Origin of the sequence: Haloarcula mannanilytica, from assembly GCF_005406125.1 — an archaeon.
Classification (GTDB): domain Archaea; phylum Halobacteriota; class Halobacteria; order Halobacteriales; family Haloarculaceae; genus Haloarcula; species Haloarcula mannanilytica.
Window position 1 is genome coordinate 23,245 of the sequence record NZ_BIXZ01000001.1, and the last position, 15,473, is coordinate 38,717.

Below are 15,473 nucleotides of genomic sequence, written 5' to 3' on the forward strand. Positions count from 1 at the left end.
CACCGTCTTCTCGTGCCTGAACAACCCCCGAAACCAGTCGCCGATCATCCGTCTTCGGCGAGGAACGCCGTGAGTCGGTCACGATGACTCCGAACCGTCGCCGCCGACACGTCTGCCGCGTCTGCGAATGCCAGTTGCGTCGGTGGGTCAACCATGGACGATGCTGCGACCTCGAGACAGGCCGCTGCGAAGCCAGCGGGATGAGTGCCACTACTCACACCCGCTTCGTGGGCTCGGGTAGCGAACTGTCGTGCTCGCTGTTCCACTCTGGCAGGCAGGTCGAACTTGCCGGCGATTGACGGAATGAACGCAACCGGTGACTGCGGTGGGACGGGAAGTTCGAGTTCAGCGTTGAGTGTTCGATAGCCATTCTCAACGCTATCTACGTCGACAGGAGCAACGGCTGCAACTTCCGCCAGGGTTCGTGTCGTTTCATTCAGGCGGCACGTCGCGTACACGCTCGCCGCCGCAATGGATTCGATTGAGCGACCCAGCAGTAGGTCACTGTCCTGTGCGGTTCGAAACAGCGAGCTCGCCTGTTCCCGCAGTGATTTGGACAGGTCCAGATCGCCACTGATCCGTGCGATTTCGGCCAGTCCGGTCGCGAGGTTGCGTTCGGCTTTCGACTGCCACTGTGCCCTGCTGTGTTCCCGTCGGAGACGACTGAGTTGGCGCTGTTTCTTCCCCGACAGAGTGTTCCCCTTCGCATCCCGCTTGTAGCCGATCTCTGTCGAAAGCCCCCGATCGTGTCTCGTGTCCGTAAGCGGCGCTCCGGTTCGTGCTTTTTCGCTATCCTCCTCGGCGAATATCCGCGGCCCACGACGGTCCAGGCGACAACTTTCGAGGACAACGCCGCACTCACGACAGGTGATTTCACCGCCGTCCGTATTGAGGCGACTACCGCACTCCGGACAGGTGTCTGCTGCAATCGTTCGACCGCTCGATTCGTCGAAGCCATGTTCGTAGATATCTCTCGAAGCCATCTGTGAGTACGAGGCTACGTCTGGCTGGCCCCGCAACCTTCAGGGGGTGAAAAAACTCTGCGGTGGCTGTTACTCGTCTTGGTAGCCAGCAAAGGCTGCCATTCGACGCACCGCCGTTTCGGTCACACCTTCTGTAATCCGAGCAACCGCTTGTTCGATATTACTGTTTCTGAGCGAGACGACTGCCCACGGAGCAACGAACGACTGTCAATCGAGTCGTCCTTCAACGAATGAATCCGCGAGCGATATCGACTCATCGTACTCTTTCGTCGAGATTCCCAGAGCGATGTACTGCTCGCCAGCAAACGGATGGGTTTCGTCGCTGATGACGAGATACGGTCGGCGTGGTGTGTTCCCGAACGGATCCGACGCGACGACGACAGTGCCTCGGCGGTGCATCATTCGTCGGGTTGCTCGGCGTCGAGATCAGGAAGGTCCGAATCCCAATCCGGGTTCTGGTCGTAGTAGTCTCCCTTGAACTGGTCCGCGACAGCTTCCAATCCTATTTCGCTGGCCGTGTGCGCATCGTATGCCTCGACGTTGATAGCCCAGTACTTGCCTTTGTGTCGGACAAACCCACGCTGTTCGAGTCGGCAAAGCGTCGTTCCGACGCTCCCACGGGGAATGTCCAGTTCCTCAGCAAGCTCACTCGCACGGAACCCGAGTTCGGGGTGGCTGGCTAGAAACTCGAGGATCTGCCGTCCGTTGGTGTCCTCATCGGGCAGATCATTCGGGTGGTAACTCTCGAAATCAACAGGTATTGTAACGGTATGTAACAGTATGCCACTAGACGTAATTACAATGGGGGGCTGAGATGATCGAATCGAAGTTAGGACTCGAAGCGGTGATGCGTCTTTTCGGTGAGGCAGTGGTCACCTGCCTTGGCACGCTCTAATTGCTTCGATTACCTCGGTTACGGTTCGACTGATTCGGTCAAGACGGTCCAGAATCTTCTCCGGTTCGTCAGACTGCCACGCGGCCAGATACAGCGCTGACCCGCTCATGTCCAGGCCGAAGTGACGACCAACGACGTAGGCGACCGCTTCGGCTTCGACTTCGCGTTTCTCTCGTTCAGGTTTCTCGGTGACACCGTTGTGAAGCAATGTGTGTGCGTACTCGTGGACCAGGACTGCAGCCATCGCGGCAGTGCTCTCCTGAGCTTTGATTTCGATTTCGGCGTCGCCCTCGTCTTCGTCGTCGGCCGATCGACAGATGCCTTCCGCAGCGCCATGGTCCCACTCCGCGGCATCAACGACTGCTACTTCCACTCCCAGCGTGTCCGCAGCTCCAGTGACTGCTGGAAACAGATCGGTGGCGTCTCCACGTGCCGCCGTTTCCAGTTCTGGAAGGGGCTCACCCTCAGTCTGGGAGATATCGAAGACAGGAACGGGTTTGAAGGCGACAGGTCCCTCCGACCACTCTTCAGGTGGCGTTTCGTCGTACTCACAATCAGTGTTCTCGTGGTAGTTTGGTGAGTTGCCGCAGTCTGGACACTGCCTGGCGATGATTGGTGCCCAGATCCAGATAGCCTGTTCGCCGTCCTGGACCTGTCTGTCGAACTCCTCTTGCCACGTCCGGTAGCCTGCGACTTTCGTCGCTTCTGGACACTGTCGTGCGATCAGCAGTGTGTTCCGATACGAGTAGTCATGGAACTGACTCTGGACATCCAGCCACTGCTGGAACTGTTGGCTGGATTTCGCCGCTTCGACTTCGGTGACCAACTCCTCCGCCCACTGTTCGATCGTCCTGTGCATCTCGTCATTGCGAGTGTCCGTCGTCTCGAATGTCACTCGCGTCTTCGTATCAGAAGCCATCTTGAATCACGCGCGGCCGCTGCTGGCCCCGCACCCTTCAGGGGCAGAAAAACGACCTGGGGAGCGGTTCTACGGAATAGAGTACTGAGCGACAGCAGTCTGGCTTCGCTTGTGGCTCCGGCGAGCTACTCTGACGAAATCTGTCGCAGGAGGATTACCTCCTGATGTGCTTCTCGAACAGGTACTGTCAGCCCCCTCTCTACCTCGGTACAGCAGGAGAAAAGAAGGATCGATAGATTTCGCGATTTGGACATGATACGGCCTCGTATGATGGCGAGCGTGGCTAACCCTGGCGGTGTAGAGGAAAGGGTTTGAGAAGACCCTCTTCGTATGGAATGCATGGACAAAGATCAACTGCTGGAACTCGCTCCACACTACATTGCGATGTTGCTGCTGGTGTTTTTCATCCTCGAAGTCTCTCAAGTAGTTGTCGGTGAGATCGCGTTCTGGCTCGAATTAGTGCTTATTATGTTTGTTGTCTTCGCGTATCGACTCGCCGTGGTGAGGCTGGGTTTCGCTCCCAGTAGTTGGGAGTAGTGAGAGCGGTACGTCGAGCCAGTCAGAAATGACGGTTCTGAGGGCTATTTGAACTCTGTGTGGAACGCGGGAAGAGTGAGGCATAATTCGCATATAGTATTCTGAACTACAACGAAAGAGCATAATTTGTGTCATGTTTTCATTTAGAGTACCTATATTCATGTACTACCCTCACATAGAGTGGGTACGTGCATGAGAGATCTGGAGATCGAAGATGCTGCGCCCGGAAAACTCGTCTCATATGGGAGAGAGTCATACTATCGGCCAGACCCACTTCCGCCTTCGCGTGACCTCACATTAGAGACGGAGTTTTACGACGTGCTTGCTGAGGCAACATTCTGGCTTGGCAAACTCAGCGGTATTAGTCTCGAAATCGACTTCCCACCCGTCCTCTATACGTCTCTCCTCCGGAAAGAAGCGATGGAATCCGCTGAAATCGAAGGTGCCGATATCGACTACAACGCGCTCTATAGCCTCGAAACCCGTAATCTCGATGAGGCTACAGAGGAGTCTGCTATTGATGCGACCACAAGTGTGTCGGAGACAAAAGACACCCAAGAGGTTCTCAACTACGAGCAGGCTATCGAAGAGGGTATTGAAACACTTGACAGCGGCGGTGAGATCTCTGTTACACTCCTTCACGATCTTCACAAAACGCTACTCACGGACGTTCCAGCGGACCGGATCGAGACTGACACAATTGGTGCATACAAGACTGTCCCCAACCATCTGGGAGACTTCTTACCACCGGTTCCGGGTGAGGTCGACGGACTGATGGATGCACTCGTCACGTACTATCGAACTGGCGGAAGCTATCATCCGCTCGTGGATATCGCGCTGTTCCACTACCAGTTTGAAACGATCCACCCATATGGAGACGGGAACGGACGGCTCGGTCGGCTGCTCATCACGCTCCAACTATACGATGCTGGGTTGCTCGAACGGCCCAACCTCTACCTCAGCGAGTATTTCAACCGGAACAAAGCCACGTATGTTGACCGCATGGACGGGGTTCGAGCGCACGGTGACTGGGAAGCCTGGCTCTCGTTTTTCATTGAGGGTGTGGCACAGCAAGCTGAAGAGTCCGTTGACCGGACGTTGGCATTGGACGAACTGCGACGTCGCTACGAGGATGAATACGGTGGCGTCCAATATGCGAAACATCGCCTGGCGTGCAGGCTTTTCGACCGCCCGTACGTGACAACAAAAACGGTCGCTGAGATGCTCGATATAGAGCGTTCAACTGCCTACCGTGCTATTGACGATCTCGAAGCCGACGGAGTCCTAGAAGAGGTCACCGGCAAACAGCGCAACAAAGAATACCGGGCAAAGGAAATCTTCGATATCTTGGAGCGGCCGCCGCAGACTTACTGAATGTAGAGGTGCTTAATTGGCCTTACATTCTCCTACGGCCAAGATAGCGAATATAGGACTCTGCAGGCTCTATTTGGAGCGTCTAACCGGCCATCTTCTCCCGGTTAGTGAGCCCGAATTCAGGGGTTCGAAAACGGTCGCGGGGCCGCGATTCGTAGCCCACGAGGGAAGCAAATTCATGAAGTGTCTGTAAAGCGCGTCGGTCAACTCAATGCCGCACGGAGCGTACAGACATTGGTGCCCCATCAGCAACACGTAACGGACGTAGCGGACGAGATCATCGAAGCGAGCGACAAGTCCGATACTGATTCAGCATCAATTCGGTCGTGGCTGCGCGCACAGCGTAGCGAGCACGGAGCGGTGGGTGGGGAGGTGGGGTCTGGGCCGGTCCGGCACGGAATAAAAAAGAGAGCTGGCTCAGCCCGCTATTCCCACCACCGACCGCGTTCGGGGAAATGGATGGACGACCAGCCAGTCACAGCCAGCGAGGCGCGTCCCTCGTACCAGCTCACCGAGGCCCCGTGGATCCGCACATGCTCGCCTTCTTCGATCCATGGCGCCGCCGAAGCTTTCCAGATAGTCACTCGTATCCGTTCATTGTCGTCCTCAATGAGCCCAACTTGAGCGATACTCGAATGTGATGGATCCCACAGTTGTTCTACCCGACCTTCGACACTCACCTCGCCACGATTGACTTCTCCAACCTTCGCTATCGGGATCACCGTCCCGGCTGCCGTTTCGAGTTCGTCGTAGACGTCGACGACTGCGTCGGTCATGTCACGACCATCAACCAGCCGCTCGGCCAGCCGGCAACTGATTGCCGCTCGCGTCCAGCCGTCGAGTTTCTCCGCCAACCGCGCCGCCTGCTTGTTGACCGCCGCGAGGTCTTCCTGCGATAGCATCGTCCGAGGGTCCGCCCTGTCTGGATCCCGCCAACCGTCCACGCTCGCTGCGCGCTTGTCGAACCGCTCTCGTGCCTGCTGTCTCGCTTCCTGCACTGCATGTCGCGACCCGGCTTCCCGCGTTGGGATCTGCTCGCCGACTCTCGCCCGAGTTCGTGCAATCTCGATGTCCCGCGCCATCGCTTCCTCTTCCTGCTCAAGGGTCATGCTTGCCCGGCAACTGTCCGGGTGATTCGTATCGACTTTCCCCTGAATCTCCTGTTCGACCGACCGCCGTAGCTCGGGTGTCTCCTCAACGACCCAACCGCGCTTCTCATCTTTTCGCTTCTGTTCGACCGTACGCTTATCACGAATGACCTTCTTACCTGACATTGGAACTCACAGGTTCCTGAAGGCGCTCACGCGCCGACGCCGCGATGCGCCCACATCGCGGTTTGCTACGGACACCGACCGACCAGCCACGCCTGCGCTCTCGCTCGCGCCTTCGCGAGCGCCCTGGGGGGCGCGAGCGAGAGCGCTTTCGTGCGATGACAAAACCAGCCCCACGCGCCGGCAGGCCGCCCGGAGCGAGCGGCCAGCGGGATTAGCTTGCTCGTGTCCGGCCCGGAGAGCGGGGCCGTGTCCAGTGTGACTGTCGACGAGCACTCGCGCCGTCAGGTGGCGCGAGGGCGCAGTCGGCACCAAACACTGGAACGCGAAAGCCCGCGAGGGGCGCAACCGACAAGCTAACCCGCTGGCGTCGAAGGCACATCCATTTTAGCCCGGAACGGGGAGCTTGCTCGCCGCAGGCCCGGAATGGTCAGTCGCGAGCGTCGCGAGACGCGACCGTCGTGAGCGGGGAGGAACGACCCGCGAGCAGGGAGCGACTCGCTGCGAACGGGGAACGGAGTGACCCGTGAGCACGCGGAGGGCGGCCTAGGCGAGCGGGGCGGGCCGGTATAACCAGCAGAGCCATCGGCCACCGAAGCAGAGTCCAGTTCGTCATTCGGGGCCGTTTACACGCTCAGTCAGTATACCAGTACGCCCAGAGGATCAACACGCCCTGCAGGGGCAATCGGGCCCAGCGGGCCAGTACAGAGGGATCGCCGCCGCCCGGGGCCCCCTCGATAGTAACCATGGAAACAGCCATATAGACGTTCGCAGGAAAGATCGCGACAAGCAACGCGATTGTTGCCCATGCGGCGTACGAACGCGTCTGTGGTACCAGTAGGCCGAGTCCGACAGCAATCTCGGCGACACCCGAGAGATACACCAGCGCAAGCGGTGCGGGCAATACTGGCGGCACGATCTGGACGTACAGGCCCGGCACGACAAAATGCAAGCTCCCCGCGACGACATACAGAAGCGCCATTACGTAGAGCAACGGCCGTTTCAACTGCTTCAAGCCAACACGCATCTATCATCGGCTACGGCGACCAGCGGAAAGCCAGTTGGGATGTAATTTCCAGTGTCGAATACAGACTCGTCACGCTCATCAGCACAGGAGCTTTTTTCCAGTCGGTCCAAGCCCTCACATGGAATACGTCACCACGGAGCAGACACGGGTTCCAGCACTCGGATTAGGGACTTACCGCCTGCGTGGCCAGACCTGCACCGAGGCGGTTGCCCAGGCACTGGAGATGGGGTATCGTCATATCGATACGGCCGAGTACTACGAGAACCAGGCCGCGATCGGCCAGGCACTCGCAGACACGGCTGTCAGCAGAGACGAGCTGTTCATCACAACCAAGGTCTGGCGAACCAACCTGGGCTACGAGGATACCAAACAGGTCGCCAGAGCGAGTCGTGAAAAGCTCGGTCTCGACACGATCGATTTACTCTTGATTCACTGGCCGAGTCGATCCGTCCCCATTGAGGAGACGATCAGAGCAATGAACGAACTCCAGAGCGATGGAGTGGTTCGACACATCGGCGTGAGCAACTTTTCGGTTGAGCAACTCACGAATGCACGCGAAGCCTCTGAGACACCGATCTGTACGAACCAGGTCGAGTACAACCCCTACACCGACCAGTCCGACGTACTCGAATACTGCATCGATCACGACATCATGCTCACGGCGTACAGTCCGTTAGCAAAAGGCCGCATCAACGACGACACTACATTGGAGACGATCAGTGACCGGTATGGGAAATCACCAGCACAGGTGGCGCTTCGCTGGCTCGTCCAGCAACAACAGGTCGCTGCGATACCGAAGGCAGCCAGCCGTGCCCATCTGCAATCCAATCTCTCGATCTTTGATTTCGAGTTGACTGACGAGGAAATGGCACAAATCTTCGACCTGCAGGGTGGACTGATAGACCGGGTACGGTCGATGTTGGGACTGTAGTCAGTAGATTTGAACATACGATCCAGCGGATTCCCATATTTTTGTAGTAGCGTATCAGTGATCGAGCCGTGCGGCCGACAGTCTGGTGTTGCAAAAGACCGAAGTTATTTATATTCAGTTCGTAAATATACAACAAGTGTACACCGAAGCGGAGCTTCGGGCGCTCGAAGCCCTTCAGGGTGAGTTGACGGTTTCGGGACTCGCCGAGGAGTTAAACCGGAGTCGCAGTTACGTGTCCGAACTTGTTGATCGGATGGAGTCAAAGGGGTTGGTTCACACCAGCCGTGAGGGAAAACAGAAGCGGATCAATCGCTCAGACGCACGAGCCATCGAACTTTTCGACAGTTTCGTCCAACAGTATACTCACATCCCGTTTCCCGAACTGCTCGGCGGCGCGACGCTACGTATTCTGTACTACCTGCAGTCGCCGGCGACTGCCGCCCAACTCGCGGAGCGAGTCGACGTTCACCGGAGTACGGTACATCGGTCGCTCTCCCCGCTGGAGCACCGCGGGATGATCTACAAGTCGGACGGAAAATACAGGCTCAACGATGAATTCGAGGAGCTGTCAACGCTAGCCCGCGAGTTTGCACACCTGCGGCACAGACACCGCGCCGAAGGCCATGCGGAGTCGTTCACGCTTCTCTGGGAATCGCTGGATGAATTTCTTGTCCAGACACGCACCGTGATTGACGAAGACATGTTCCATCTGACTGGGCCGGAACTGTTCCAAGCGTACGATCTCCCGTTGATGGCTCGCCAGCGCCGATATTACCTGTACTCGGAGTCAGTTGATGACGTATCGCCGGCGGAACTGTGTTGTCATATGCTCGTGATTGATGACGGAACGCGCTCGCAGTCCTACTGTCTCCTCTTGATCAGCGAGACAGCAATCGACCGCGACGAGTTGCTCGAAGCCGCCCGAAAGTACGAGGTCGGCGAACGAGTATCGAACCTGCTTGAATACCTCGATACCGAGGGCGAGAGTCGGTCGGGACACCTCCCGCGATGGAAAGAGTTCCGTGACCTCGCCGACGACTACGGGGTGACAGTATGAGGCGGCGGTTCGACAGCGAGTACATCGAGTCTGAACTCCGGCGCGTCGGCAGGCAGCTCGAAACCGATTTGACCGTCTATTTGATCGGCGGCGGCGCGATGGCGTTCCGCGGTCTCAAGGAGACGACCAAAGACATCGATCTCATTGTTTCTGACGGCGACGATCTCCGAGTACTACAGTCGATCTTGCTGGGTAATGGGTACGACATCGTCAAAGAACCCGGAAAGGAGTACGACGACCTCGGAGCACAGCGGATCCTTGAGAACGACGATGGCTGTCGCATCGACATCTTCAACCGACAGGTGATCGACAAGCTCGTCCTCTCTGAGGGGATGCACCGGCGTAGTGAAACCTATCTCGACGCCGGTGGGCTGTCGGTCGCGCTGGTCAGTGCCGAGGACATCTTCCTGTTCAAGTCGGTCGCCGGGCGAACAGACGACATCGAGGACATGTTCTCGCTCGTGCAGACCGAACTCGATTTCGACGTTATCGAGGACGAGTTGGAGCACCAGATCGACCTGCTGGGACAGGAGCTGTTCGTCACGCATGTGAACGAGGCACTGTTTGAACTCGCAGACCGGCACAACATCTGGACACCGTTAGCCGAGCGGGTCTCCGAAATCACCGAACGTGTGTACCGGGAACTCGAAGTGTTACAGGCCTTCGACGAGTCAATCTCCTGGTCAGAGTTGGAAGCCGCAGTCGATCTCTCTCCCGAGGGTGTCGACGAAGCTATCGAACATCTCCTCGAGAAGGATGTCGTCGCGGTCGAAGACGGTGTGATAGTCCGGAAATCAACAAATCCGTAACGTTGGCAGCCGTTTTTGATTGCGCTTCCACGGTTGAAAGAGCCATCTCTGGAAGCAAAAATATTCAGTGAGTAAAAGAGAGATATTGCTCTATTCGTCTCGACGAACGGACCGGGGCATTCTGGAACGAACAGCTGTCCATTGTGGAACCAAAGAGGGTGGTTCTTCAGATAAGCAAGGCGAGTGCCTTGGGGCCGTCCGAAAGCTGCGATTTCTCTACAGGACCACTGAGTCAGGTTCTCACAGATCTCGCTGGACGGGACTGGAAGGACAGCGAATTCCGGGCCGACGGTGAGAACGGGGCTTTCGGGCGGTCTGAATCTCTCTCCAACGAGGAACCGTCCCAGAGCACCACTCAATCTGCAACTCTCGCTTAATTCCACACCTTTATACTGGATTATATACACGTAAATTACAATGGAAGCAGACGATGAATTACCGGTTCCGGTCGACGAAACCCGGCAGTACATCCGCGTCACACCAACGGATGCGCCACTCGATCCACACACGGTCGAAGCGCAGTTCGAGCGCCTCCATCAGCTCAAGTCCCAGGAGATCGACTCGAAACTCTGGGGACTTCTGGAAGCACCACCGCCAACGGTCGAAGTCTACCTCGTCGCACCCCAGGAAGATACTCAGACGATTCAGTACTATTTCGGGATCGACACACCAGATCTACACGAATCCCTGGAACGCGTCCTTCGGACAGTGTTTCCGGACAGCTACGAGTTCCAAACGGTCCAGTGGGCGCCGACACTCGTCCCCGACCAGCCGGCGACTGGCGTCCAGTTCGAGGGCCGACCGGACATGAAACAGGACTGGCAGACACGACTCACACCACTCGAAACGTTCCACCAAGACAGCGATCATGTCCGAACCCCGCTCGCAACCGTCGTTGAGGCGTTCGCAGCCACAGAGGGGCCGGCACTGCTCCAGATGCTCATCCGTCCCAAGTCGGACTGGACAGTCGAGCGGGATATGTACAAACACGCCCTGGAGGAAGGGAAGGAAACCTGGGTTGGCAAGCTCATCGGCGCACTGCTTGGGCCGTCCGACCTGGACCAGCCCGACAGACCGATTCCAGTCGCTGACCGCGCTCGCCTGGAGGAACTCGACGAACGAAACCCACGACGCTCGTTCGAGCTCAACATTCGCGGCCTCCTGTTCGACGAGCGCGACAGACACGTCGCCGACGACCTCGCGACGGCCTTCTCGGAAGTCAGTCACTCCTGTTACGAACTTAGCGGCACGGTCCACAGAGACACAGACGCACAGGCACTCAGAACCAAAGTCTGTAACCGGGAGTTCGACCCCGCAGACTACGAAACGCTCGACACCTACCTCCCACTCACCTCTCCCACCAGCCCGGGTATCGTCGTCGACGCGAGCGAACTCGGGAGTCTCTGTCTGCTCGATGGGAGTGCGCTCCCGGCCGAAGCACGGCGACAACTCGCGACGACGCCAGGCGAGCGACAGGGACTCCCGCTGCCGCCGCCAGAACAACTTCAGACGTATCGAGGACCAGGATTCACGATCGGCAACCCGATATCACAGGACGGGACGGTCCAGCCCGACCCGATATCGCTGCCGCCGTCACTCCAGCCACTCCACATCGGCTTGATCGGCAAGACCGGCTCGGGGAAATCCACGAGTGGCACGAATGCCCTCTGTCGAAATCACGCGGCAACCGATGGCGCGAGCATCATCATCGAGCCAAAGGGTGACGGGATGGTTCGGTCGTATTTGCGCGCCCACTACGCGACCTACGGGACACTCGAGAACGTCCTGTACTTCGACTGTTCGAAGGTCGTCCCAGCGTTCTCGTTTTTCGACATCCGTGATGACCTCGATGCGGGCGTGGCCCGAACCACGGCCGTCGAGGAGACGGCTGATCATTACCTCGAAATCCTCGCCGGGATCATGGGCCCCGACCGATTCCAGCAGGCTGTCCGCTCGCCCGACATCATCCGCTATCTCGTCAAAGCGCTGTTCGACCCGGTCAACGGCGATGACGCGTTCTCCCACCGCGACCTGCATTCGGCGGTCCGACAGATGCACGAACGCCAGTCCGCTCCGGCCGTCTCCGATGACGACCTCGAACGGATGCTCGCCGGCGTCGTTGCCAACAGAGCCCGCTCGTTCGACGAGATCATGCAAGGGGTCGCGAACCGCCTCGAGAAGATTCCGATGGATCGCCGCCTCGCTCGTGTGTTCAATCACGTCCCACAGGAGGGTGATCCCCACTTCGATCTCGAGGACTATCTCGACGAAGATACCGTTATTATCTTCGATACGAGCGGGTTGCGAAGCGACGCCCGACAGGCAATGACTCGTGTTATTCTCTCGAACCTTTGGACCGCACTGCGGCGACGTGCGAAACGATCGCCCGATGCTGATTCATATAACTTAGTTAATGTATACCTCGAAGAAGCAGCGACTGTGGCATCATCAGATATCCTACAGGAATTGCTCGCCCAGTCCCGTAGTTTCGGCTGTTCGATCACGCTGGCGATGCAGTTCCCGGAGCAACTCCGGGCCGCTGATGAGAACGCCTACCGGGAGTTGTTGAACAACGTCTCGACATATGTGATCGGGAACGTCCCCATCGACCGTCGGTTGGCTGAACGGCTAGCGACCACGGACCTGTCAGCTGACGAGATTGGTGCCGTCCTCCGTGCCATCCGGCGTGGGGAGTGGCTGGCCCGGCTTCCGGCCGACTTCGGCCAACCCGAGCCACGTCCGTTTCGGGTGGAGTCACTTCCCCTGCCGCCAGGCCATCCCGACAGCCCCGGTGAGACGGTTGCGAGCGAGACCGTCGACGACCTCGAGCGCTCGGTCGCCGAGCGAACACGCGAGCAAGCCGGGCTGACACTCGGGACGCCGAGTACACCCGACGAGGACGAAACCGATGACGGGGCGGCGTCGCCGACTGCCGACCGACTCGACAGCGTCTTGCCGAGGACGAACCGGCTCCCCCCGACAGTGCGGTATGACGGTACGGTCCATGCGCTGTGCTGTACGGGCTGTGAAAACCGGTATGACACGGGTATTGAAGGGATGAAACGTGCGATTTCCTGCTGTTCATCTCTTGATGCCGTCGACCGCGATGACGTTCCCATCTGTTCGATTCAGCTCAAACTCACGCCCGACGAGCGCGACGCCTCCGAATGGTCGGACACGCAACTACTGTTCCTCCAAGCCGTGTACAACGCCCAGCAACTCCGATACGTCCCGCTCGAATACGACTTGCTGTCCGATTCGATGCTCCGGCTCCAGGAGTACGTCGATATCGACAGTGAAGCCATTCAGGATCTACGTGACGCTAGCCTGCTCTCCCACGATACAGATCATCCCCACCGGCTGTACAGCGTGACACCGGCTGGTCGGGACGAGATCAGCGAACACTATCGCCGTGGCGTGGAGTACGGCCACGGCAAGGGTGACCTTGAGGAGTCGAGCGAACACGTCCTGGCTGTCGAGGTGGGTCGCCGCTATCTCGAGGCCGAGTACCTCGAAGACGACGAGTCGCCCGTCGTTGATGTCGTCCCTTATTACGAACCCTCGGCCAACGAAACTGCGACTGTGCCCGCAGCCGCCGCGATGGGGAGTGATTCCGACGATATCGCCGATGCAATCGCCGAGTCCGAGCAGCGGCGACTGGACGTTGCTGGGCTCGACGCCGATGGATCCGTCGTCGTTGCCGTCGAGGCCGAACGGATCAACAACGACGTGCATCGCGCTGCCCCAGCTGATTTCGACAAGATGGCTGCCTGCGACGTTGAGGAGGCGATCTGGGTCGTCATGTCACAGTCGGACGGCCACGACCTCCTCGATATCCTTCGATCGCCCGCCGATGGCGAACCACGCGTCGAGAAGTCCTATGCCGAGACAACCCCACCTCAGCAGTTCCGCCTCGATGCACCCGGCTGTACGGCGATCTATCCCGTGTCCTGGCTCCAGGGAAAGTTACCTGATAAATAAGGTATATAGTCAGTAGTCGGGAGATCGGGCGCGTTCGCGACGCTGCATCGCAGCTAGGTCTGCTGTGTTCCAGTCTCTGTCGCCATGGTGAACATTCACTCGTTTGATCCCATCCTAACCGTCGGGAGTAGCTCTCTACTGCCGGTTTTGGACTCTGCCGCTGGGTGTTCGTTGTTGCGGTGATTTTCATAATCGGCGCTGAGGGCCGCAAGAACACTCCCAGCTACGAGCGCGGGGCTGAACTAGGACGAACTCACCGGTGGACAGGCACTCTGCTGTCGCCCGGTGGATTCACGATCTGCCTGAAACAGGCGTCTCCCTCCCGATTTGTGTTTTCGACGATCTCCGGGAGTCGCCGCTTCGTCCATACCTACTAATCGCCAGACGGGATCCGATTATGACTCGCTCAGGTGGGGTGTTCGACAGCCGATTCAGGCAGGTCGGTAGACAATCTTGCGATCGGATTCCCGCGTTTCAGGCGTGCTTAGGGGATTATTGTCGGGAACTCGTGTTTCGAAAGGTTTCGTCATAGTCTGAACAAGAGAGGGAATAGAACGTTTCTTGCGGTCTTTGAAGCCGTTTATGAGGATATACTGGTGTGTTTCGCCGTAGTGTCTTGTTGGTCCAGTTGATCCTTGGCAGCGGATAGTGCTCACTGACGACAGACAAGACCTGGGTCAACTGTGGGAGGGCCGTAGTTCGGGGAGAAGGGACGGAAATAAAGGGTAGAATGGCACCGGTGTTGTGGCTTTGGTTCGCGGGACTGATCTATCACGAACCACGGCTCGCTGTCGTTCAAGAGAACAATGCTTCCTTGTGGTACCGAAAGACCTCCAATCTTTCAAGCCACGCTCTAGTTGATTCTTACGCTACCGGGAGAGCACAACGTTCCCGAACCCACGGCATAGCTGCTAATGTCGTGGGTGGCTGCGGAGACGGTGACTTTCTGGCTGTCCGCACACTGGTTTGTTTAACCACGTGATCATATAATACATCCAATAAGACTGGTGAGTCAACTCACACAAGGGATTTACTCACACAGCATCTCATCACTACTACGCTGACTGCGAATGGTCCTCCCTATTGAGCATTTTATCATCGCCCTCCTTCCCGTTGCAGTCTACGCGCTGCTCCGCGACAGACACCTCCCGTCGCTCCAGTTAGTCGCTGTAACGTTTTTCGGCAGCCAGTTTCCGGATTTAATTGACAAGCCTCTGGCTCACGAACTGTATGTGATCCCTTCCGGTCGGGTGTTCATGCACTCGCTGCCGTTTGCGATTCCACTTTCGATTGTCGTCATCGGATATGCAATCCGGACGAAACGGACCCGGCTCGGAGTGGCGTTTGTGTTCGCCCATATCTCACACCTGGTGGCCGATAATCAGCAGTTATTCCGGCCCGACCCACACGTCTCTTCGGATTTACTCTGGCCTCTCCAGGCACCTGTCGCTCGACCGATCGTGCCACATTGGGCAGGTGAAGGTTCGGTGAATCTCCATCTCTGGACAGTATTTTCGATGATCATCATTTCTATGGTAGCGTACATCTTGATGGTTGACCTGAAAACCCAGTTTGACCTGTAATTGATTTCGTAACTCACCGGTACACAACTGTGCCAAAGGCGGTGTCGGATGATTGAAACCGACAAACCAGCCAAACACCGCCCCTTGTCGAGCTCCGGGTGTCCAA

At 57.7% G+C, this 15,473-nt stretch carries 13 protein-coding genes; 7 read left to right on the forward strand and 6 right to left on the reverse strand.

Translation table 11 applies throughout. The features are described from left to right. Positions 1-44: 44 nt before the first annotated feature. From Harman_RS00115 to Harman_RS00130, 4 genes are all read right to left on the reverse strand, one after another. Positions 45-983 carry a transcription initiation factor IIB gene (locus tag Harman_RS00115; RefSeq protein WP_137681806.1) on the reverse strand — a complete coding sequence of 313 codons (939 nt, stop codon included), beginning with the start codon at positions 981-983 and terminating at the stop codon, positions 45-47. 207 nt (positions 984-1,190) lie between these two features. After that, entirely contained in the window at positions 1,191-1,385 is a 195-nt protein-coding gene (locus Harman_RS21710; RefSeq protein WP_235007126.1) for a hypothetical protein, read from the reverse strand. After that, positions 1,382-1,744 carry a MarR family transcriptional regulator gene (locus Harman_RS22120; protein ID WP_137681807.1) on the reverse strand — a complete coding sequence of 121 codons (363 nt, stop codon included), beginning with the start codon at positions 1,742-1,744 and terminating at the stop codon, positions 1,382-1,384. The genes Harman_RS21710 and Harman_RS22120 overlap by 4 nt, the downstream gene beginning before the upstream one ends. 111 nt (positions 1,745-1,855) lie before the next feature. Beyond that, the gene (locus Harman_RS00130; RefSeq protein WP_137681808.1) at positions 1,856-2,797 is read right to left on the reverse strand and encodes an ArdC-like ssDNA-binding domain-containing protein; all 942 of its coding nucleotides are present in this window, start codon (positions 2,795-2,797) and stop codon (positions 1,856-1,858) included. A gap of 339 nt (positions 2,798-3,136) precedes the next feature. Between Harman_RS00130 and Harman_RS00135 the strand changes: the two genes are divergently transcribed. Continuing rightward, positions 3,137-3,334 carry a hypothetical protein gene (locus Harman_RS00135; RefSeq protein WP_137681809.1) on the forward strand — a complete coding sequence of 66 codons (198 nt, stop codon included), beginning with the start codon at positions 3,137-3,139 and terminating at the stop codon, positions 3,332-3,334. Positions 3,335-3,526: 192 nt separating this feature from the next. Next, positions 3,527-4,708, forward strand: coding sequence for a Fic family protein (locus tag Harman_RS00140; RefSeq protein WP_137681810.1), 1,182 nt, complete (start codon positions 3,527-3,529; stop codon positions 4,706-4,708). Positions 4,709-5,133: 425 nt separating this feature from the next. Here Harman_RS00140 and Harman_RS00145 read toward each other — a convergent pair whose 3' ends face one another. Together Harman_RS00145 and Harman_RS00155 are read right to left on the reverse strand one after the other, a co-directional pair. Continuing rightward, complete coding sequence (locus Harman_RS00145; protein WP_137681811.1) at positions 5,134-5,982, reverse strand: SOSS complex subunit B family protein; 849 nt, start codon at positions 5,980-5,982, stop codon at positions 5,134-5,136. Between the two features lie 631 nt (positions 5,983-6,613). Continuing rightward, entirely contained in the window at positions 6,614-7,006 is a 393-nt protein-coding gene (locus Harman_RS00155) for a DoxX family protein (protein ID WP_137681812.1), read from the reverse strand. Between the two features lie 118 nt (positions 7,007-7,124). On the opposite strand from Harman_RS00155, the gene Harman_RS00160 reads away from it, so the two are divergent. From Harman_RS00160 to Harman_RS00180, 5 genes are all read left to right on the forward strand, one after another. After that, positions 7,125-7,937 (forward strand): aldo/keto reductase, encoded by an 813-nt coding sequence (locus Harman_RS00160; protein WP_137681813.1) that lies wholly within the window; start codon positions 7,125-7,127, stop codon positions 7,935-7,937. 136 nt (positions 7,938-8,073) lie between these two features. Further along, positions 8,074-8,994 (forward strand): MarR family transcriptional regulator, encoded by a 921-nt coding sequence (locus tag Harman_RS00165; protein WP_137681814.1) that lies wholly within the window; start codon positions 8,074-8,076, stop codon positions 8,992-8,994. Next, complete coding sequence (locus Harman_RS00170) at positions 8,991-9,803, forward strand: DUF6036 family nucleotidyltransferase (protein ID WP_137681815.1); 813 nt, start codon at positions 8,991-8,993, stop codon at positions 9,801-9,803. The genes Harman_RS00165 and Harman_RS00170 overlap by 4 nt, the downstream gene beginning before the upstream one ends. A gap of 417 nt (positions 9,804-10,220) precedes the next feature. Then, positions 10,221-13,784 carry a type IV secretory system conjugative DNA transfer family protein gene (locus Harman_RS00175; protein WP_137681816.1) on the forward strand — a complete coding sequence of 1,188 codons (3,564 nt, stop codon included), beginning with the start codon at positions 10,221-10,223 and terminating at the stop codon, positions 13,782-13,784. 1,070 nt (positions 13,785-14,854) lie between these two features. Beyond that, the gene (locus tag Harman_RS00180) at positions 14,855-15,367 is read left to right on the forward strand and encodes a metal-dependent hydrolase (protein ID WP_137681817.1); all 513 of its coding nucleotides are present in this window, start codon (positions 14,855-14,857) and stop codon (positions 15,365-15,367) included. Positions 15,368-15,473 lie beyond the last annotated feature (106 nt).